Source organism: Lentzea aerocolonigenes, from assembly GCF_000974445.1.
Classification (GTDB): Bacteria; Actinomycetota; Actinomycetes; order Mycobacteriales; family Pseudonocardiaceae; genus Lentzea; species Lentzea aerocolonigenes.
Genome location: NZ_BBOJ01000018.1, coordinates 195,914 through 215,118, shown reverse-complemented (window position 1 = coordinate 215,118; position 19,205 = coordinate 195,914). Strand labels below are relative to the sequence as shown.

The following is a 19,205-nucleotide window of genomic DNA, read 5'->3' as shown; positions in this document are numbered from 1 at the left end:
ATGTCCGACTTCGTGCTGACGCCACCGGATCCCGTCGAGCCCGTGCCGGTCGACCGGGCGGCAGGGCTCATCCCCGTCTCCGCCGAGGCCAGGGCCGAGCTGTCAGGGAAGGCCGAGGCGTTCGTCTCCGCACTGGCCGCCGTCGACCCGCGGTCGCCGGAGTTCGGCGGAATCGTCGACGAGGCACTGGTCCTCGGCGAGGCGGAGATGCGCGTGGCCGCCCAGATCGCCGGCCGGTTGCTCGACCGCACGCTCGCGTCCGTGTCCTCGCCGAGCACCGCCGCGGTGGCGACGAGCCTGACCGAACTGCGGCGTTCCGTGCGGGAGCTGGACCCGCAGGACCTCACCAAGCTCACCGGGCGCAAGATCCTCGGGTTCCTCCCCGGCGGCAACGCGGCCAAGGGGCTGCTCGCCCGGCTGCGGGCGGCCGACGAGCCCGTGAACCGGATCGTGCTGAAGCTGCGGTTCGGTCAGGACGCCCTGAAGCGCGACAACGCGGCGATCAAAGGTGAGCGGCAACGGTTGTGGGACCTCATGACCACGTTGTCGCGGCACGCCGCACTCGCCGGCGAGATGGACGAGGCCGTGCAGCGCCAGGTCGCGATCCTCGACCTGTCCGATCCGGGACGTGCGCAGGCGTTGCGCGCCGACGTGCTGTTCGGGCTGCGGCAACGGCACCAGGACCTGCTGACCCAGCTCGCGGTGTGCGCGCAGGGGTACCTGGCGCTGGACGTGGTGCGCCGCAACAACGACGAGCTGATCAAGGGTGTCGAACGGGCGGTCAGCACGACCGTCACGGCGTTGCGGATCGGCGTGGTGGTCGCGGCGGCGCTGGCCGGACAGCGCGAGGTGATCGACCAGATCGACGCCGTGCGCGGGCTCACCGACTCGGTCCTGCGCTCGAACGCGGCGCTGATGTCGTTGCAGGGGCAGGACGTCGAGCGCATCGCGTCGACTCCGGCCGTCGGCATCGACGCGGTGCGGACCTCGTTCGACCAGATCTACGCGGCGATCGACGCCGTCGACACGTTCAAGGCCCGCGCGGCCGACTCGATGGCCGGCACGGTGACCGCGCTGGACGCCGAGATCCGGCGCGCCCACGACCACCTGAGCCGCGTCCGCGGCGCCGAGGAGCAAGCATGATCCGCCGTCTCGTCCCCGCGCTCGCCGTCGTGGCGCTGCTCGCGGGATGTTCCGACGACCCCGACCCGTCCAGACCCGTCGGCGATGCCGCACCGGGCGTCCTGCGGGTTCTCGCCGGCAGTGAGCTCGCCGACCTCCAGCCCGTTCTCGACGAGGCCGCGCGCGCCACCGGTGTGTCCGTGAAGTTCAGCTTCACCGGCACGATCGAAGGCGCCGAGAAGGTGGCGAGCGGTAGTGCCGAGCAGGGCTTCGACGCGGTGTGGTTCTCCTCCAACCGCTATCTCGAGCTCGTGCCGGAGGCCCAGAAACGGCTCGGCACCCCGGCCAGGGTGATGTCCTCCCCCGTCGTCCTCGGCCTGCCCGCCGCGAAGGTGAAGGAGCTCGGCTGGGACGGCAGGCGCGTCGGCTGGGCCGAGATCGCCGAGGCGGCCGGAGCACGGAAGTTCACCTACGGCATGACCGACCCGTCCGTCTCCAACTCCGGGTTCTCCGCGCTGGTCGGCGTCGCGGCGGCGTTGTCCGGTTCGGGCGCTGCACTCGACACCGCACGGATCAACGCCGTGGCACCGCAGCTCAAGCAGTTCTTCTCGGCCCAGGCCCTCTCCGCGGGATCGTCCGGGTGGCTGTCCGAGGCCTACGCCAAACGCTCCAGGGGCGAGGGCGTCGCAGTGGACGGTCTGATCAACTACGAGTCCGTGTTGTTGTCCCTCAACGCGACCCTGCCCGAACCGTTGACGCTGATCTACCCGAACGACGGCGTGGTGACCGCCGACTACCCGCTCACCCTGCTCACCTCGGCCACCTCGGAAGCCCGCGAAGCACACCGCAAGCTGTCGGACCACCTGCGCAGCCCCGACGTCCAGCGCAGGATCATGGACATCACGCACCGCCGCCCCGCGGTGCCGCAGGTGCAGCCGGACGCGAAGTTCGCCGTGAAGGACCTCGTCGAACTGCCGTTCCCCGGCAGCCAGTCCGCTGTGGACGGTCTGATCACGACGTACTTCGACCAGCTGCGCCGCCCGTCGCGCACGCTCTACGTGCTCGACACGTCCGGCTCGATGCAGGGCGACCGCATCGAAGGGCTCCGGCAGGCACTGGTCGGGCTGACCGGCGCCGACCAGTCGCTCGCCGGCAAGTTCAACAGGTTCCACGGCCGCGAACAGGTGACCCTGCTGCCGTTCAACAACTCCGCGCTCCCGCCGTTGAAGTACGAGGTGCCCGCCGACGACCCGCGCCCGGTCCTCGACCAGATCCGCACCACGGCGACCTCGCTGGACGCGGGAGGCGGCACGGCGATCTACAGCAGCCTGCGCGGTGGTTACGACGTGCTGCGCGCGCAGATCGACGCCGACCCCGACCGGTTCACCTCGGTCGTGCTGATGACCGACGGCGAGAACACCGGCAGCGAGGACTTCGACGACTTCCAGCGCTTCCACGCCGGTCTGCCGCAGCACCTCAAGGACATCCCGATCTTCCCGGTGCTGTTCGGCGAGAGCGCCACGGCGGAGATGGACCAGGTGGCGAAGATGAGCGGTGGCAAGGTCTTCGACGCCCGCAGCCGCTCGCTCTCCGACGCCTTCAAGGAGATCCGTGGCTACCAGTAGTCCGGTGCTGCTGCGGTACCTCGCGTCCTGGAAGAACCTCGCGGGCTGCACCGGCGGGCTGATCGGCCTCGGCCTGCACCTCGCCGGTCTCGCGGGCTCCTACTGGGTCCTGGTCGTGATCGGCCTCTACGGCGTGGGCGCGCTCGCCGCACCGCCCGAGCGGATCATCCTGGTCACCGACCCGGAAGAAGAGGCGAGCGCGCTGCGAACAGAGCTGGACGCGCTGGTGGGACGGGTGCGGGGCCTGAACGTGCCCACCGAGGTCCCGCCGAAGCTGGCCGAGATCGCCGAGGTCCTGCGCGGCATGCTCGACCGCCCGCGCGAGCTGCGGGCCGACCCGGACGCGCTGCACGCCGTGACCCGGCTCGTCGGCACCGACCTGCCGTTGTCCGTGCAGACCTACCTGAACCTGCCGTGGTGGTACTCCACGGCGCGTGGCTCCGGAGCGGAACTGGTGCGGCAGCTCGACTTGCTGCACGCCGACGCCGTCAGGGTCGCGGAACGGTTCCACGCCGCCGATGCGCAACGGCAGGCCGACCACACCCGCTACCTGGAGGACCGCGAGTAGCCTCGCGATCATGCGTTACGTGCGGATCTTCGCCGACGGCAACGGCAAATCGGCCTTCGAGGACGTCGAGGTCGAAGGCACCCCAACGGTCACCGTCGAAGGCGTGCCTCCGCTGCTGGTCTCCGGCCCCTTCACCGCGACCTCCATGCTCGTCGTCGAGCAGCCGCCCGGCGGCACGCCCGAGTGGGAGCCGCACGTCGCGCCGCGCAGGCAGTGGCTGGTCGTGCTGAGCGGGCGGGCAGCCGTCACGGTGTCGGGTGGTGAGCGGCGGGAGTTCGGGCCCGGATCGCTGTTGTCGTTCGAGGACACCGAAGGCGAGGGGCACGTGTCCACGCCGTTGACGGACGACCTGTCGTTCGCGATGTTCCCGCACGAGCCTCACGTCACCGCCAGATAACCGAACGGTCACAGGCAGGTATACCGACCGACCACTCGGTCGGCCGTTCTGGTGTGCTCGCGGACATGGACATCGAGAAGGCGATCACCAGCCTGGACCTGCGCAGGAAGGTGCGGCTGCTGACGGGTTCCGCGCTCTTCGCCCTGTGGCCGGAGCCGGAGATCGGGCTGGCGTCGCTGAAGCTGTCCGACGGACCGACCGGGGTGCGCGGCGCGGAGCTGCGGGGCGGTGTGATCGCCTGCGTGCTGCCGAACGCCACGCTGCTCGCCCAGCACTGGGACGTCGCACTGGCCCACGAGGTCGGCGAGGTGCTCGCGGACGAGGCTGCCGCGCAACAGGTGCACGTCGTGCTCGGTCCGACGATCAACCTGCACCGCACGCCGCTCGGTGGCCGGTTGTTCGAGGCCTACAGCGAGGACCCGTTGCTCACCGGGGCGCTGGCCGCCGCGTACGTGCGGGGCTTGCAGGACAACGGCATCGCGGCGACGCCCAAGCACTACGTGGCCAACGAGTCCGAGACCGAACGGCGCACGGTGAGCTCGGTGCTGGACGAGAAGACGTTGCGCGAGGTGTACCTGCTGCCGTTCGAGATCGTCGTCGAGGACTCCTCACCGTGGGCGATCATGGCTGCCTACAACAAGGTCAACGGCATTCCGGCCACCGAGCACACCGAGCTGGTCGAGGGCGTGCTGAAGGGCGAGTGGGGTTTCGACGGCGTGGTCGTGTCCGACTGGTTCGCCACGTCGTCCACCGCCGAGAGCGCGAACGGCGGCCTGGACCTCGTCATGCCCGGCCCCGGCGGCCCCTGGGAGGACCAGCTGGTCGCGGCCGTCGAGGCGGGCGAGGTCGCCGAGTCGACGATCGACGACCACGTGCGGCGCCTGCTGCTCCTGGCGTCACGCACCGGCGCGTTCGGCGAGCGCACCTGGCCGGCGGACGTGCCGGCGCCGGACAGCGCGGTTCGCCGTGAGCAGCTGCGCAGGTTCGCCGCGGGCGGGATGACCGTGCTGAAGAACGACGAGGTGTTGCCGCTCAACGCCTCCCGGGTCGCGCTGATCGGCCGGCACGCGGTCGACACCGTCGCTCAGGGCGGTGGTTCGGCCGGGTTGCGGCCGCCGCACGTCGTCAGCATCGCCGACGGGCTGACGTCGTTGCTCGGCGCTGCCGTGTCCGTTGTGGACGGTGTGGAGGTGCGGCAACGGCACGCGGCTCCTGGCGCCGGGGTGCTGCGCGACATCCGTGCCACGACGTTCGACGCGTCCGGTGAGGTGCTGGCTTCACGCGAGATGGAGGTCGCCGAGCTCGCCGCGTTCGGCGGGTGGGCGCAGGGTGCCGCCTCGATCGAGGTGTCCGGCGAGGTCGTGCTGTCCGAGCCGGCGCGGATGCTCGTCGGGGTGCGCGGGTTCGGCCGCTGGACGCTGGAGGTGTCCGGCGAGCAGCACGACACCCATCTGGCCTGGGCCGACGGCATCGTGGAGGAGGCGCTGCTGAAGCCGCCGTCCTGGACGACCGAGGTCCTGGTGTCGCCGGGAGACCGCATCACGGCCCGCGTGCGCGAGGCCGCCGCACTGGTCGGCCTGATCACCCAGCCGGTCCCCCGCCCTCCCGCCGACGCGATCGGCGCGGCGGTGCGGGCCGCGCGCGAGGCGGACGTGGCGGTCGTGGTCGTCGGCCTCACCGACGAGCAGGAGACCGAGGGCTTCGACAAGACGACGCTCGCGTTGCCCGGCGAGCAGGACGCGCTGGTCGCGGCGGTGGCGGCGGCCGCTCAGCGCACCGTCGTCGTCGTGAACGCCGCGACACCGGTGCTGATGCCGTGGCTCGCGCAGGTCGACGCCGTGCTGTGGGCGGGCCTGCCCGGTCAGGAGGCCGGTGACGCCGTCGCGGCCGCGTTGACCGGCGCGATCGAACCGGCCGGGCGGCTGGTCACCACGTTCCCGCGCACTGACGCCGATGCGCTGACCCCGGTGCCGACCGACGGCTCGTTGCCCTACACCGAGGGCACGGCGATCGGCTACCGCGGCGCCTCCGACCCGTTGTTCTGGTTCGGCCACGGACTCGGCTACACGACGTGGGAGTACGGCACGGCTTCCACGTCCACTGTGGACGATGTGATCGACACGGTCTCGGTGCGGCTCACCAACACCGGCGAACGACCAGGACGCGAGGTCGTGCAGGTCTACCTGCGGCCGGAGGACGAACCGGTGCGGCTGATCGGGTGGACGGTCGCGGACGTCGGTGCCGGGGAGACCGTCGAGGTCGAGGTGCCGTGTTCTGCGCGCGTACAACGGGTGTGGGCAGAAGGCTGGCAGCCGTTGTCCGGCGGCGAGGTCCTGATCGCCCGCGGGCTCGGCGACGTCCGGGTCACCCTGCGCGCCGACCGGGGGTGAGCCGTGTCCTTCCCTCCCCGGTACCGGGCCAGGTCACGGGTGGACGTCTCCGGCGAGGAGTCCAGGGCGAAGGCCGTCGCCGCCGCCACCGAACTGTTCGCGCTGGCGGGCTTCAAGGGCACGTCGGTCGCCGCCGTCGCCGCGAAGACCGGCCTGTCGCAGTCCGGTCTGCTGCACCACTTCCCGAGCAAGGCGGCGTTGCTGGCGGCCGTGCTCGAGGAACGGGACCGCCAGGACGGCGACTTCCTGACCGGCACCACGTCGCCACCGCTGGGCTGGGCGGCGTTCGACGCCCTGACCGCGCTGGTGGCGCGCAACTCGACGCGGCCGCACCTGGTGGGACTGTTCGTGCGGCTCGCGGCGGAGGCCGTCGAACCGGCGCATCCCGCACACGCGTGGGTGCAGGAGCACTACGCGAGCATCCGGACGTGGCTGGCCGAGGCCGTGGAGGCGGGCAAGGAGCGCGGTGAGTTCGCTCCGGACGCGCCGGTCGGCACGATCGTGCGGACGACGGTCGCGGTGATCGACGGGTTGCAGCAGCAGTGGTTGCTGCAACCGGACGAGGTGTCGATGGCTGCGGAATTCGAGGCGTTCACCGGAATTCTGAGGGCTCGGTGGAGTACCGTCGGTTCCGGGTGAAGTCATGTGACAGTGGTGGTTCCGAACTTCCACGGCAAACAGGCGCTCGACGCGTGGCTCGTGGGCCACGACGCGGGTCTGCTCCTGCAAGGTCCTGATCCGGACGGTCCCCATCCCCTGATGAACGGCGTCGTCGTGGCGCAGCGTCCTGCTGCGGGCACGCGCGTCGGACGGTGGGACGTCGTGACCGTCTGGGTCGAGGGCGGTGGTGACGGCAGCGGGGTGCGCGAGCCTCGTCGCCCGCTGCCACAACGCCGTGAAGCGTTCAAGTACCTCGACGAGTGTGGTTGAACAGCAGGTTGAGCACGAAGGCGGTCAGCGCCGCGCTGGTGATGGCGCTGCCGCCGATCACCTGTGCCCAGGCGGGAAACGACTGGTAGATCTTCGGCGCGACGACGGGCAGCAGCCCGACCCCGATGGTGACCGCGACGATCAGCAGGTTCCCGGTGTTCTCGAAGTCGACCCCGCGCAGGATCGCGATGCCCAGCGCCGCGACGGTCGCGAACATGACCAGCCCCGCCGCACCGACCACGGGGCCGGGCAGGGCCGCGACGACCGCGCCGAGCTTCGGGATCAGGCCCAGCAGCACCAGAATCACGCCGGCGACCGCGGCGACGTACCGGCTGCGCGCCTTCGTGATGCCGACCAGGCCGACGTTCTGGCCGAAGACGGTGTCGAGGAACCCGTTCATCACGCCACCCAGCACGCCCGACACGCCCTCGGCGGCAAGTCCGCGGGCCAGGTCGCGGGACGTGACGGGACGACCGGTCATCTCGCCGACCGCGAGCATGGAGGCGGTCGACTCGGTGAACGTCACCAGCATCACCACGCACATCGACACGACCGCGGCGAGCGGGAACTGCGGCGGGCCGAAGTGGAACGGCTGCGCGATCCCCAGCCACGCGGCGCCACCGACGCCGGAGAAGTCCGTCAGGCCCAGCAAGATCGCCGCGATCGTGCCGCCGATCAGACCGATCAGCACGCCCAGCTGGCCGAGCAGGCCGCGGGCGAACCGGCCGACGAGCACGATCACCAGCACGATGCCGAACGCCAGCCCGAGCTCCCTGCCCGAACCGGTCCCGTCCTGGCCCGTGATCAACCCGGCCCCCACACCGATCAGCGACAGGCCGATCACCGTGATCACCGAACCTGTCACCACGGGCGGGAAGAACCGGACGGCGCGGGCGAACGGCACCGCGATCAGGATTCCGAACACACCCGCGGCGAGCATCGACCCGTAGACCGCCTGCACGCCGTACTGGCCCGCGATCAGGATCATCGGCGTCACGGCGGTGAACGTCGCGCCCGCCACGACCGGCAGGCGGATGCCCAGGACGGTGCCGATGCCGAGCGCCTGCAGCACCGTGATCAGGCCGGCGACCAGGAGGTCGGCGTTGACGAGCAGGCCGATCGTGCGGGTGTCGAGGCCCGCCGCGGCGCCGAAGACGAGCGGCACCGTGACGCAGCCGGTGTACATCGCGAGGACGTGCTGCAAACCGAGCAACCCCAGGCGCGCGGGTGGCAGCACCTGGTCGACCGGATGCTTCAGAGCGGTCTCCATGGACCCTTCGTAGCGCCTGATCGTTGCGGCGTCGTCACACCGGCGAGAAGTCCGCCCGCTCAGCGGCACTTTCGCACGTGTGAGCGGCACAAGGTGGTGGCCCGTTCCAGTCTGGGGGACCCGTCCGGGCCACCGGTCTTGTGAAGGTGGCCGACGCGCGCGGTGACTTTCACACGTCAGCCGGGTTCTTGGGGGAACCGGACCTGGCAACTGCGCCGACCCCCTGTCCCGGGTCTTCTCGGGCCCGGCGGCGCAACTCCCGGATCTGGGTACAAAGGTGCCAGGGGGCGCGCACAGATTTCGCCCAGGCCGTGCACAGACGGCCGGTGCGTGCGCGAGGATGGCCCGACCAGGACGTTCAAGATCGTTGAGGAGAGACACGCCTGTGGAGTTCCTGCTGCTCGGTTCGCTGGCGGTACGGCGGGAGGGCGCACTGCTCGAGCTGGGCGGACCCCGGCAGCGCGCGGTGCTCACGATGCTGTTGCTGCACGCGGGCGAGGCCGTCAGCGTCGCCCAGCTGACCGACGCGGTCTGGGACTCACCGCCCGTCTCGCCCGAGTCGAACCTGCGCACGTACGTGGCCGGGTTGCGCAAGGTGCTGGGAGACCGGCTGATCACCAGACCCGGTCACGGCTACCAGCTCCTCGTCGAGCCCGGCGAGCTCGACCTGGACGCGTTCGACGAGCTCGTGCGCGCCGGTGAGGAGGCGTTGGCGGACAACGACACCGAGGCCGCGGCGGAGGCGTTCGCCCAGGCGCTGGCCAAGTGGCACGGCATCCCGACCGGGGAGCTCAGCGGCGGACCGTTGCTGCGCGCCGAGCTCACCCGGATCCAGGAACGCAGGCTCACCGCCATCGAGCGGTACGCGAAGGCCGCGCTGGAGCTCGGCCGGTTCGACGACGTGATCGACCGGCTGCGGCGGGAGTCGGCGCTGCACCCGTTGCGGGAGGAGCTGTGGGCGTTGCTGATGCTCGCGCTCGACCGGTCCGGCCGTCGCGGCGAAGCGCTGGAGGCCTACGCGACCGCGCGCAAGCACGTGGTCGCGCAGGTCGGCGTCGAGCCCGGCGCGCGGTTGCGCCAGTTGCAGCAGGTGATCCTCGAGAGCCGGGTGCCCTCGCCCGCCGCGTTGAACGCGCACCGCCAGCTGCCGATGGACATCGCCGAGTTCACCGGCCGCGAGTCGGAGCTGCGGCGGCTGTGCGAGCCGGGGCCGCACTCCACGGTCGTGATCTCCGCGATCGAGGGCATGGCGGGCGTCGGCAAGACGAAGCTCGCCGTGCGGGCGGCACACCGGCTCGTGGAGCACTACCCGGACGTGCAGCTGTGGGCGGACCTGCACGGCTTCGACCCCGACGAGCTGCCCGCGGACCCGGCCGCCGTGCTGGAGAGCTTTCTGCGTCTGCTGGGAGTTCCCGGCGGGCAGATCCCCGGGCCGCTGGAGGAACGGGCCGCGCTCTACCGCGACCGGCTGGCGGGCAAACGCGCCTTGGTGCTGCTGGACAACGCCGCGGGCGAGGACCAGGTCCTGCCGTTGCTGCCGGGCAGCGCGACCTGCGTGGTGCTGATCACCAGCCGCCGCACGCTGCTGCGGCTCGACGGTGTGAAGTCGGTGCTGCTGGACGTCTTCACGTCCGGTGAGGCACTCGCGTTGCTCTCCCGGATCGCCGGGGAGGACCGGGTGCAGGCCGATCGCGAGGCAGCCGTTCGGGTCGCGGAGCTGTGCGGTCACCTGCCGATCGCCGTGGCGCTGGCCGCGAAACGACTCGCTCGCCGTCCACAGTGGACGATGCTGGATCTCGTGGCCCAGCTGGAAAGAGGGGGCGGTCTCGGCACACGGGGCGTGTTCGACCTCTCGTACCAGGCGTTGCCGGAGAACCAGAGGCGCCTGTTTCGCCTCCTCGGACTCCACCCCGGAGAGGACGTCACGGCCGAGTCCGCCGCCGCACTGGCCGGTCTGACCGCACACGAAGCCGCCGACCTGCTGGAAACGTTGCTCGACGAACACCTGCTCCAGCAGCACACACCCGGCCGTTACAGCCTGCACGACCTGTTGCGCGCCTACGCCGTGGAGCAGGTCACCGCCGCCGAACCACCGCCTGCGCGCGCGATGGCACGTCGCCGCGTGCTGGACTGGTACGTGCACACGTCGTGGCACAACGTGCAGCAGCTCAACCCCCAACGCAAGCTGGAGATCCCACCCGCGGACCCGGCCGTGCACCCGCGCACGTTCGCCGACCGCGACGCCGCGTTGCTGTGGTGCGACACCGAACGCGCCAACCTGGTCGCCGCGGTCCGCGACGCCGCCGAGCACGGTCTGCCGGAACACTCCTGGACCCTCGCCCAGTGCCTGTGGGACTTCTTCAACCTGCGCAAGCACTGGGCCGACTGGCTCGACACGCACGAGGTCGCGCTCGCGGCCGCCCGTTCCGCCGGCGACCGCAGCGCGGAGGGCCGGATGCTGATCACGCTCGGCATCGGCCTGCGCGAGGTCCGGCGCCACGACGAGTCGATCGAGTGCTATCAGCAGGCGTTGACGATCTTCCGGGCGACCGGCGACAAGGCGCGGCAGGAACCGACGCTGAACAACCTCGGCATCGCCTACATGGTGAAGGGCCGGGTCGACGAGGCGTTGTCGTGCTACGAGCAGGCCGCCGAAATCGCACGTGAACTCGGCAACCTGCACACGGAAGCCGTGACCCTGAACAACATCGGCCTGCTGCACGCCGACGCGGGCCGGTTCGACGTCGCACTGTCGCGGTACCTGCGGGCGCTGGAGATCCGGCGCGAGGTCAAGGACCCGTACAGCGAAGCCATCCTGCTCAACAACATCGGCGAGGTGTACCGCGGGCTGCTCGACCACCACCAGGCCGTGTCGTACGTCGAGCGGGCGCTGGAGACGTTCCGCGCGATCGGCGACCTGTACGGGCAGGCGGAGTCGCTCGACAACCTCGGGCTGGCGCTGGACGGCATCGGTGACCGCCGCGGCGCCGAGAAGTGCTGGCTGGAGTCGGTGACGCTGTTCGAGGAACTGGGTGAGCCGAGGGCCGACGAGGTCAGGGCTCGACTCTAGAACTCAGCACCTGTTCGCGCAGGATGTCGGCGTGCCCGCAGTGGTGGGCCAGCTCCCGCAGCACCTGGAGGTACACCCAGCGCAGCGTCCGCGGCCCCATGCGGTGGCCTGTCACGACCGTGTCCAGCGGCAGGTCCGCGACCAGCCTCCTGGCCGTGGCGCAGGCTTCCCGGCGGGCTCGCGTGACGGTGGCGATCGTGTCGTCGTCGGAGAGCTGGAAGGACTCGTCGGGAGTCTGCCCGAGCCCGAGTTCGCGGCGGGGTGTGCCGCCGACGCACTCCTCGAACCACACCCGCTGCATCCACGTGACGTGCTTGAGCAGCCCGAGCAACGTCGTCGCCGACGGGACGAGCCTTCGGCGGGCCTCTTCCTCGGTGAGGCCGTCGAGGGTGGCCTCGACGGCACGGCGGTAGTCCTCGACGAAGGCTTCGAGCTGGGTGCGTTCACCGTCGAGGGGTACGTCGAACGCTCCGGAGGCCATGATCGCGACCCTAGCCAACCTGATCGTCAGATCTCCAGTGCATCCAGCAACGCGTCCACGGTCGGCTCGATCGCCGCCGCCGCCCGCGCGTCCCGGAACCGGCGCTCGATGCCCAGGTCACGGCGGAAAGCCGCGTCCCCGCACACCTTCATCGCGAGGTCGGTGACCGCGACGGCGGCCTCGGTCGCGGTGACCGCGAGCAGCCGGACGCGGTCCTGCGACCGTTCCGGATGCCACGTCACGGCGGACAGCGTGTCGTTGTAGAGCACGCGGACCGAGTCGGTCCGCAGCCGCATCCTGGCGAGGTCGGCCCGTGTGCGCGGATCTCCGCCGCCGAGGTGTCCCAGCGCCGCCGCCAGCGCGCCTTCCATCAGCCCCAGCGACACCGCGGCCCCGAGCACCAGGAACCACGGGTACGCGAGCTCTTCCGACCACAACCTGTTCGACGCGGGCACGCGCACGGGATCCGCCTCCACGCACGTGGCGACGGTTCCGCGCAGTCCCATCCCGGCGTGCTCGGCCGGCACGAGCAATCCCGGTGCCTGAGCGGGGACCAGCCACAGCGCCGGGCCGCAGGACCAGACGTAGCTGTCCGCTTCGCCCGCCGCGATCACCCAGCTCTTGCGCGCCCGGACCTGCACCACGTCGCCGTGCGTCGAGGCCTCGCCGCCCGTGCCGAACGCCGCGAGCGTCGCCAGGTGCCGGCCCGCCGCGATCTCCGCTCGCAGCCAGTGCGGTCCCGAGCGGTCCAGCACGGCCGCTGCGGAGTAGTGCGAGCGCAGCACGGAAGCCGTTGCGCCACAGGCTTGTGCGACGTGTTCGACCACACGCCCGGCCGCACGGAGGTCCTGTCCCCCGCCGCCGACCGTGCGCGAGATCGTCATGCCCAGCAGTCCGCACGCGCCCAGTGCGTTCACGGCGGCGCGCGGGAATCTGGCGTGTTGGTCGATGTCGGCGGCGGACGGTGCCACCACGGTTTGCACGATGCGGAGCAGGTCCGCCCGGTACGTCACGTGGGTGGGTAGAGCGAGTAGGAGGGGAAGTTGCCGTACGGCCGTTCACCCGAAGGCCCTTCCGTGACGGCGTGGACGAGCAACTCCCCGCCCACGAAGGCACCGCGCCACGAAGCGCCGCGACCGCCGAACACCTCGTCCCGGTCGCCTCGCGAACGCGGCTTGTTGATGCCGACCTTGAACGCCTGGACGTCCTCGCTCAAGCGTCGCGCGGTCGCCTCGTCGTCACAGGCCAGCGACGCGACCAGAGCGCCGTTGGACGCGTTCATCGCGGCCAGCAGCTCCGCTTCGGTGTCCACCAGCACGATCGTGTCGACCGGGCCGAACGGCTCGGCGTGGTGCAGCACCGACGACCGCGGCGGGTCGAGGATCGCGACCGGTGCCAGGTAGGCGGCGGTCTGCTGGCCCGGCAGGAACCGGCCACCGTCCAGCGATCCCCGGTACAGCGGCACACCGCCCGCGCGCACCGCCTCGTCGACGACGTCACCCAGTTCCTTGGCCTTGGCGTCGTTGATCAGCGGCCCGAAGTCCAGTTCCGGCAGCTCGTCGCCGGGCGAAGCGACGGCGAGCGGGTGCCCGAACCGCACGTCCCGCACCGCGGGCAGGTAGACGTTGAGGAACTTGTCGAACAACGACCGTTGGACGACGTACCGCGGGTAGGCCGTGCAGCGCTGCTTGCCGTAGTCGAACGTCTTGCGGATCTGCGTGCCGAGCATCTCCCAGGAGTCGGTTTCCCAGACACCCCAGCAGTTCAGGCCCTCCTGCTCCAGCACGTGCCTGCGCTGCGAGTCGACCAGCCGCGCCGCGATGGCGCTGCCGGCGTCCCGACCGCCCACAAAGGACACGCAGCCCAGGAACGACGACCCGACCAGCACCGGTGCGAGCTCGGCACCGCTGCCGCTCACGAGCGTCAAAGGCAGCCCCGACCGCACGGCCAGTGCCGTCGCCAGGGTCAGGCAGCTGACGCCGCCGTCGGTCGGCGCCTTGGCGATGACCGCGTTGCCCGCCAACGCCTGCACGAGCATCGCGTGCATCAGCACGCTCATCGGGTAGTTCCACGACGCGATGTTGCTCACCGGCCCGGACAGCGGGGTCCGACCGGCCAGCATCCCGTCGATCTCCTCGACGTACCACCGCACACCCTCGATGCAGCGGTCGACGTCGGCCGTCGCGAGCCGCCACGGCTTGCCGATCTCCCACACCAGCAGCAACGACAGCAGGTCGCGGTGTTCGGTGAGGAAGTCCAGGGCCTCCGACACGCGCGCTTTGCGTTCCGCGAGCGGCACTTCACGCCACCGCACGTGCTGCTCGACGGCGGAGACCACCGCGCGGCCCGCGACGTCGAAGTCGAGGAACGGCGGCCCCGCGGTGGTGGAGCCGTCGACCGGGGTGGTCGCGGGCACCGGTTCGCCGGAACGACTCCACGCGCCGCCGAGGTGGTTGAGCAGCCGATCGTCGTGGAACGCTTCGGGTGCGACCCGGACGCACCGCGAGTACACGTCGTTCCAGGAAGTTCCAGGCTTGAGGATCAACGACATCTCCAGCGCCCTCCCGGTGCCTAGCGGTTCTGCACGTGCTGCCAGCCGAATCGGCCCTTGATGCACAGGTTTCCGTGCGTGACGGTGCTTTCGTGCGGTGACGTGACCTTGACGATCTCGTTGTCCTGCACGTGCAGGGTGAGGTTGCAGCCCACACCGCAGAACGTGCAGATCGTCGTCGTCTGGGACTGCTTCGACTCGTCCCACGTGCCGTCCTGACGCTTGTCGTGCTCGCGCTTGAAGCTCAACGCACCGGTCGGGCAGACCTCGATGCAGTTGCCGCAGTAGACGCAAGCGCTTTCGGGCAACGGTGTCGCGAACTCCGTGGAGATCCGCGCGTCGAACCCGCGCCCCGCCACGGAGATGGCGAAGCTGTTCTGCCACTGGTCGCCGCACGCGTCGACGCACTTGTAGCACATGATGCACTTGCCGTAGTCGCGGACGTACAGCGGATTGTCCACTGTGGTCGGTTGGAGTTTCGTTTCGGCGTCGGGACCGAAGCGGGACGGGTCGGCGCCGCACGCCGACATCCACTCGTCAACGTGCGGCGTGGTGGACAGGTCCGTGGCGGACCCCAGCAGCTCCAGCACCAGCTTGCGGCTGTGTCGCGTGCGCTCGGACTCGGTGCGCACCACCATGCCGGGCTCGACCTTGCGCGAGCACGACGGCACCAGCGTGCGCGAGCCCTCGACCTCGACCATGCAGACGCGGCAAGCGTTTGCGGGCTTGAGCGTGTCGCCGTAGCACAGCGTCGGGATCGACTTCCCGACCGCAGTGCACGCGTCGAGGATCGTCGCGCCCTCGGGCACGCGAACGCTTTCGCCGTCCAAGGTCAGCTCGACCAGCCGCTTCGGAAGCCCGATCTCGACGATCGTCATGACGTCGCCTCCTCCGCATAGCCGAGCCTGTCGAGCGCTGATTCGATGGCGTTCCAAGCAGTTTGACCCAGTCCGCAGATGGACGAGTCGCGCATGACCTGCCCTACCTCGCGCAGCAGCTGGAGGTCTTGAGCGCTCGTGCTCAACGGGCGCTTTCCGACGAGCCGGTGCATCGCTTCTTCCTGCCGCACCGTCCCGATCCGGCACGGCACGCACTGCCCGCACGACTCGTCGCGGAAGAAAGCTGCGATGCGCACCAGGAAGCTGCCGAGGTCGGCGGTGTCGTCCAGCACCAGCACGACCCCGGAGCCGAGCGTGGTGCCGGCGGCGCGGGCGTCCTCGAGGGTGAGCGGCAGGTCGAGCTCGTCCGGCCGGACGAACCCGCCTGCCGCTCCGCCGAGCAGTACCGCTCGCAGCTCCCGGCCTGGCGGCACGCCACCCGCCAGCTCGAGGAGTGCCCCGAGCGTGGTGCCGAACGGCACCTCGTACACGCCCGGACGACTCACGTTCCCCGACAGGCAGAAGAGCTTCGGACCCGTGGAACCGGAAGTGCCGATGCGCGTGTACGCCTCGCACCCCTCCGTGAGGATCACCGGCACGTTGACCAGCGTCTCCACGTTGTTGACCACTGTCGGTTTGCCGAAAAGCCCCTGCTCCACCGGGAAAGGAGGCTTCGACCGCGGCTCACCGCGGAAGCCCTCGATGGAGTTGAAGATCGCCGTTTCCTCGCCGCAGATGTAGGCGCCGGCGCCGCGCCGGATCTCGATGTCGAACGAGAAACCCTCGTGGCCCATGATGTTCTCGCCGAGGAAGTTCCGCTCGCGCGCCTTGGCGATCGCGTTGCGCAGCAGGTGCAGGGCACGCGGGTACTCGCCGCGCAAATACAGATAGCCTTTCGAACACCCTGCGGCGAACCCGGCGATCGTCATCGACTCGATCACCGCGAACGGGTCGCCCTCCATGAGCAGCCGGTCCTTGAACGTGCCGGGTTCGCTCTCATCGGCGTTACAGACCAGGTAGTGCGGCCGGACGGGCTGGCGGGCGGTCGCGTCCCACTTGCGTCCTGTCGGGAACGCCGCACCGCCGCGGCCCATCAGCTTCGCGTCGGTGACCTCGCGGATCACCCCGGACGGCCCGAGGAGCAGAGCCGTGCGCAACGCCGTGTAGCCGCCCGTCGCCCGGTAGTCGTCGAGCGACTCCGGATCGACGACACCGACCCGTTTGAGCAGCCGCAGGCCGGGAGAACCGGCCTGCGGCATCTCCGCGCGCCCGTCGTCAGAGCGGGAGGAACCGGCGGCCGCCACCGCGATCACCTCACCGGCGTGGGTGGGCGCGAGGAGCTGCTCCTTCGCGACCTCCCCCGCCTCGAACGCCAGCGCCGCCGGAGCCTTCTCGCACACCCCGAGACACGGGCTGCGCAACCAACCGCTCTTCGCCCCAGCGGGCCCGAGCTCGTCGGTCAGCCTGTCGCACAACGCTTTCGCGCCGTTGACCTGGCACGCAAGGTCGACGCAGACGTGCACGACCTTCGCCGGCCGTTCGGTCAGCGAGAACAACGAGTAGAAGCTCGCCACCCCGTACGCCTCGGCCGGCGGGATGTGCAGCACGCGGCAGATGTGGTTCAGCGCGCCCTGGCTGATCCAGCCCACCCTGTCGTTGACCGCGTGCAGAGCCGGCAGCAGTTGGTCCCGTCCCATGCCGGTGAACAGGTCGACGACCACGCGTTCGGCCTCGGTGGGCTCGACGTCGAGCAGCTTGAGGTCCACTCAGCCCACCTTCACGGGGAGTTTGTCGATGCGGATGGCGGCGGCTTTGTACTCGGCCGTGCCCGCGATCGGGCACGTCGCCTCGATCGTGATGACGTTGACGTCGATCTCGTCCGGGAAGTGGAACGTCATGAAGACCAGACCTGGCGTGAGACCGTCGTCGATCCGCACGGGTGCCTGGATCTGCCCGCGCCGGGACGTGATCTTGACTTCCTCGCCGTCGACGACCCCGAGCACCGCCGCGTCCTGCGGGCACAGGTCGAGCGTCTCTCCCTTGCGCAGTGGCGACTCGAACCCCGCCGACTGCACGCCGGTGTTGTAGGAGTCGAGCCGGCGTCCGGTGGTGAGCCGGAACGGGAACTCCTCGGTCAGCTCGTCGACAGGAGGACTGTGCGGCACCGGCGAGAACGTGGCGGGCATGCCGCGCTTGACCGGGTCGTTCTCCCACAACCGCGCGTGCAGGAAGCTGGGTTCGAGGGAGTCCTCGCGCGGGCACGGCCACTGGATGCCGCCGAGCTCCTCCAGCCGCCGGTAGGACATGCCGGTGTGCAACGGGGACAGGCTGCGCAGCTCGTCCCACACGTCCTCGCCGGTCTTGTGCTCCCAGCCGGCGCCGAGCCGTACGGCGATCTCGCTCATGATCTCGATGTCGTCGCGCGCACCCTCCGGTGGGGTGAGCGCCTTGCGCACCCGCTGGACGCGCCGCTCGCTGTTCGTGAACGTGCCGTCGGTCTCGCACCAGGCCGCCGCGGCGGGCAACACGACGTGCGCGAGCTGCGCGGTCTTGGTGAGGAAGATGTCCTGCACCACCACGTGGTCCAAGTTGGACAGTCGTTTGACCGTGTGTTCGCAGTCGGCCTCGGACTGCACGGGGTTCTCGCCGATGATGTAGACGGTGGTCAGGTCACCGCGTTCCATCGCCTCGAGCATCTGGGTGAGGTTCCAGCCCTTCTGCGCCCTGATGTTCGAGCCCCACGCGGCGTTGAACTTGGCCGTGACGGCGGGGTCCGTGACGTCCTGGAAGCCGGGCAGCCGGTCGGGGATGGCGCCCATGTCGCCGCCGCCCTGCACGTTGTTCTGCCCGCGCAACGGGTTCAGCCCCGCGCCGTAGCGGCCGACCTGGCCGGTGAGCAGCGACAGGTTGATGAGACTCAGCACGTTGTCCGTGCCGTTGTGGTGCTCGGTGATGCCGAGCGTCCAGCTGAGCTGCCCGCGGTCGGCCTTGGCGTAGGCGTGCGCGAGCTCGCGGATCAGCTCGGCGGGCACCCCGGTCTCCAGCTCGGCGACCGGCAGCGTCCACGGCTCGACGGCCTTGACGAACTCCTCGAACCCTTCGGTCGCCCGCTCGACGAACGACGTGTTGGTGAGACCGGACGCGATGATCTCGCGCGCGATGGCGTGGGCCAGCGGGATGTCCGTACCCACGTTGAGCCGCAACCACCGGTGCGCCCACTTGCCGGTGCTGGTGAGCCGCGGGTCGACCACGTACAGCTTCGCGCCCTTGTTGACCGCCTTGAGCACGTGCTGGAAGAAGATCGGGTGGGCCTCGCGCGCGTTCGAGCCCCACAGGATGATCAGGTCGGCGTCCTCGATCTCCTGGTAGGACGAGGTGCCACCACCACTGCCGAACACCTTGGCGAGACCGGCCACGCTCGGCGCGTGACACGTCCGGTTGCAGCTGTCGACGTTGTTCGTGCCGATCACGGCCCTGGTGAACTTCTGGGCCATGTAGTTCATCTCGTTGGTGGCCCGCGCACAGGAGAACATGCCGAACGCGTCCGGCCCGTGCTGCGCCACGTTGCGCCGGAACCCCTCGGCCGCGCGGTCCAGAGCCTCGTCCCAGGTGGCGGGGCGCAGGACGCCCGCGTCGCGCACCAGCGGCTGGGTGAGTCGCACGTAGGGCTCGGTCTTCTTCCGCCTGCTCATCACAGTACTCATTTCTGGCCTCCTCCCTCCATACTGTATGCAATCTGCGGTATGCGCTAGCCCTCGCCGAGAATCGGAGCCGAATTCCTCACCCGCGTCCGCGTGGCCATCTGGGAACCGCAGGGCACGTGGCCCGGCTCGCCACGCCGCAGTCACCTCGGAACACTCCTGTGCCGAGGTGCGCGGACGGCGGCCTCGGTCACGGCGTTGCGCTGCCCCGCGGCCCGCCTC

General features: G+C 70.3%; 15 protein-coding genes. 8 read left to right on the top strand and 7 right to left on the bottom strand.

Going from position 1 to position 19,205, the window contains the following annotated elements; all coding sequences use genetic code 11:
* The 7 genes from AOM45_RS32975 to AOM45_RS32945 all read left to right on the top strand — a co-directional run bounded on the left by AOM45_RS32975 (position 1) and on the right by AOM45_RS32945 (position 7,032).
* Positions 1-1,143: a toxic anion resistance protein gene (locus tag AOM45_RS32975; protein WP_030469284.1), complete on the top strand. Its 1,143-nt coding sequence runs from the start codon at positions 1-3 to the stop codon at positions 1,141-1,143.
* Positions 1,140-2,747: a substrate-binding domain-containing protein gene (locus tag AOM45_RS32970; RefSeq protein WP_030469285.1), complete on the top strand. Its 1,608-nt coding sequence runs from the start codon at positions 1,140-1,142 to the stop codon at positions 2,745-2,747. The genes AOM45_RS32975 and AOM45_RS32970 overlap by 4 nt, the downstream gene beginning before the upstream one ends.
* Positions 2,734-3,315: a hypothetical protein gene (locus AOM45_RS32965; protein WP_236703912.1), complete on the top strand. Its 582-nt coding sequence runs from the start codon at positions 2,734-2,736 to the stop codon at positions 3,313-3,315. Before AOM45_RS32970 ends, AOM45_RS32965 begins: the two co-directional genes overlap by 14 nt.
* A 10-nt stretch (positions 3,316-3,325) precedes the next feature.
* Positions 3,326-3,712, top strand: a complete 387-nt coding sequence (locus AOM45_RS32960) for a cupin domain-containing protein (RefSeq protein ID WP_051783949.1) — start codon at positions 3,326-3,328, stop codon at positions 3,710-3,712.
* A 65-nt stretch (positions 3,713-3,777) separates the two neighbouring features.
* Positions 3,778-6,102 carry a glycoside hydrolase family 3 protein gene (locus AOM45_RS32955; RefSeq protein ID WP_035911316.1) on the top strand — a complete coding sequence of 775 codons (2,325 nt, stop codon included), beginning with the start codon at positions 3,778-3,780 and terminating at the stop codon, positions 6,100-6,102.
* 3 nt (positions 6,103-6,105) lie between these two features.
* On the top strand, positions 6,106-6,741 hold the full coding sequence (locus AOM45_RS32950) for a TetR/AcrR family transcriptional regulator (protein ID WP_030469289.1): 636 nt from the start codon (positions 6,106-6,108) through the stop codon (positions 6,739-6,741).
* 6 nt (positions 6,742-6,747) lie between these two features.
* Complete coding sequence (locus AOM45_RS32945) at positions 6,748-7,032, top strand: PASTA domain-containing protein (RefSeq protein WP_156093994.1); 285 nt, start codon at positions 6,748-6,750, stop codon at positions 7,030-7,032.
* Here AOM45_RS32945 and AOM45_RS32940 read toward each other — a convergent pair.
* Entirely contained in the window at positions 7,007-8,302 is a 1,296-nt protein-coding gene (locus AOM45_RS32940) for a nucleobase:cation symporter-2 family protein (RefSeq protein WP_030469291.1), read from the bottom strand. The genes AOM45_RS32945 and AOM45_RS32940 overlap by 26 nt on opposite strands.
* Positions 8,303-8,687: 385 nt before the next feature.
* Here AOM45_RS32940 and AOM45_RS32935 point away from each other — a divergent pair, with 385 nt between their 5' ends.
* Complete coding sequence (locus AOM45_RS32935; RefSeq protein WP_051783951.1) at positions 8,688-11,372, top strand: AfsR/SARP family transcriptional regulator; 2,685 nt, start codon at positions 8,688-8,690, stop codon at positions 11,370-11,372.
* Here AOM45_RS32935 and AOM45_RS32930 read toward each other — a convergent pair.
* The 6 genes from AOM45_RS32930 to AOM45_RS32905 are packed head-to-tail and all read right to left on the bottom strand — an operon-like array spanning position 11,356 to position 18,974.
* Positions 11,356-11,853: a DinB family protein gene (locus tag AOM45_RS32930; RefSeq protein WP_030469293.1), complete on the bottom strand. Its 498-nt coding sequence runs from the start codon at positions 11,851-11,853 to the stop codon at positions 11,356-11,358. The two genes, AOM45_RS32935 and AOM45_RS32930, sit on opposite strands and share 17 nt — an antisense overlap.
* Positions 11,854-11,879: 26 nt before the next feature.
* Complete coding sequence (locus AOM45_RS32925; protein WP_030469294.1) at positions 11,880-12,866, bottom strand: acyl-CoA dehydrogenase family protein; 987 nt, start codon at positions 12,864-12,866, stop codon at positions 11,880-11,882.
* Positions 12,863-14,404: an aldehyde dehydrogenase family protein gene (locus tag AOM45_RS32920; protein ID WP_030469295.1), complete on the bottom strand. Its 1,542-nt coding sequence runs from the start codon at positions 14,402-14,404 to the stop codon at positions 12,863-12,865. Before AOM45_RS32920 ends, AOM45_RS32925 begins: the two co-directional genes overlap by 4 nt.
* A gap of 20 nt (positions 14,405-14,424) precedes the next feature.
* A complete protein-coding gene (locus AOM45_RS32915) occupies positions 14,425-15,282 on the bottom strand; it encodes a 2Fe-2S iron-sulfur cluster-binding protein (protein ID WP_030469296.1) in 858 nt (285 codons plus the stop codon).
* The gene (locus tag AOM45_RS32910) at positions 15,279-17,048 is read right to left on the bottom strand and encodes an NAD(P)H-dependent oxidoreductase subunit E (protein WP_030469297.1); all 1,770 of its coding nucleotides are present in this window, start codon (positions 17,046-17,048) and stop codon (positions 15,279-15,281) included. Before AOM45_RS32910 ends, AOM45_RS32915 begins: the two co-directional genes overlap by 4 nt.
* Complete coding sequence (locus tag AOM45_RS32905; RefSeq protein WP_030469298.1) at positions 17,049-18,974, bottom strand: molybdopterin oxidoreductase family protein; 1,926 nt, start codon at positions 18,972-18,974, stop codon at positions 17,049-17,051.
* Positions 18,975-19,205 lie beyond the last annotated feature (231 nt).

What these genes read in the sequence shown, in the direction of transcription:
- AOM45_RS32915 (WP_030469296.1), bottom strand. Translation starts at nt 15,282, where the DNA reads ATGACGATCGTCGAGATCGGGCTTCCGAAGCGGCTGGTCGAGCTGACC.
- AOM45_RS32920 (WP_030469295.1), bottom strand. Translation starts at nt 14,404, where the DNA reads ATGTCGTTGATCCTCAAGCCTGGAACTTCCTGGAACGACGTGTACTCG.
- AOM45_RS32975 (WP_030469284.1), top strand. Translation starts at nt 1, where the DNA reads ATGTCCGACTTCGTGCTGACGCCACCGGATCCCGTCGAGCCCGTGCCG.
- AOM45_RS32905 (WP_030469298.1), bottom strand. Translation starts at nt 18,974, where the DNA reads ATGAGCAGGCGGAAGAAGACCGAGCCCTACGTGCGACTCACCCAGCCG.
- AOM45_RS32930 (WP_030469293.1), bottom strand. Translation starts at nt 11,853, where the DNA reads ATGGCCTCCGGAGCGTTCGACGTACCCCTCGACGGTGAACGCACCCAG.
- AOM45_RS32970 (WP_030469285.1), top strand. Translation starts at nt 1,140, where the DNA reads ATGATCCGCCGTCTCGTCCCCGCGCTCGCCGTCGTGGCGCTGCTCGCG.
- AOM45_RS32955 (WP_035911316.1), top strand. Translation starts at nt 3,778, where the DNA reads ATGGACATCGAGAAGGCGATCACCAGCCTGGACCTGCGCAGGAAGGTG.
- AOM45_RS32940 (WP_030469291.1), bottom strand. Translation starts at nt 8,302, where the DNA reads ATGGAGACCGCTCTGAAGCATCCGGTCGACCAGGTGCTGCCACCCGCG.
- AOM45_RS32960 (WP_051783949.1), top strand. Translation starts at nt 3,326, where the DNA reads ATGCGTTACGTGCGGATCTTCGCCGACGGCAACGGCAAATCGGCCTTC.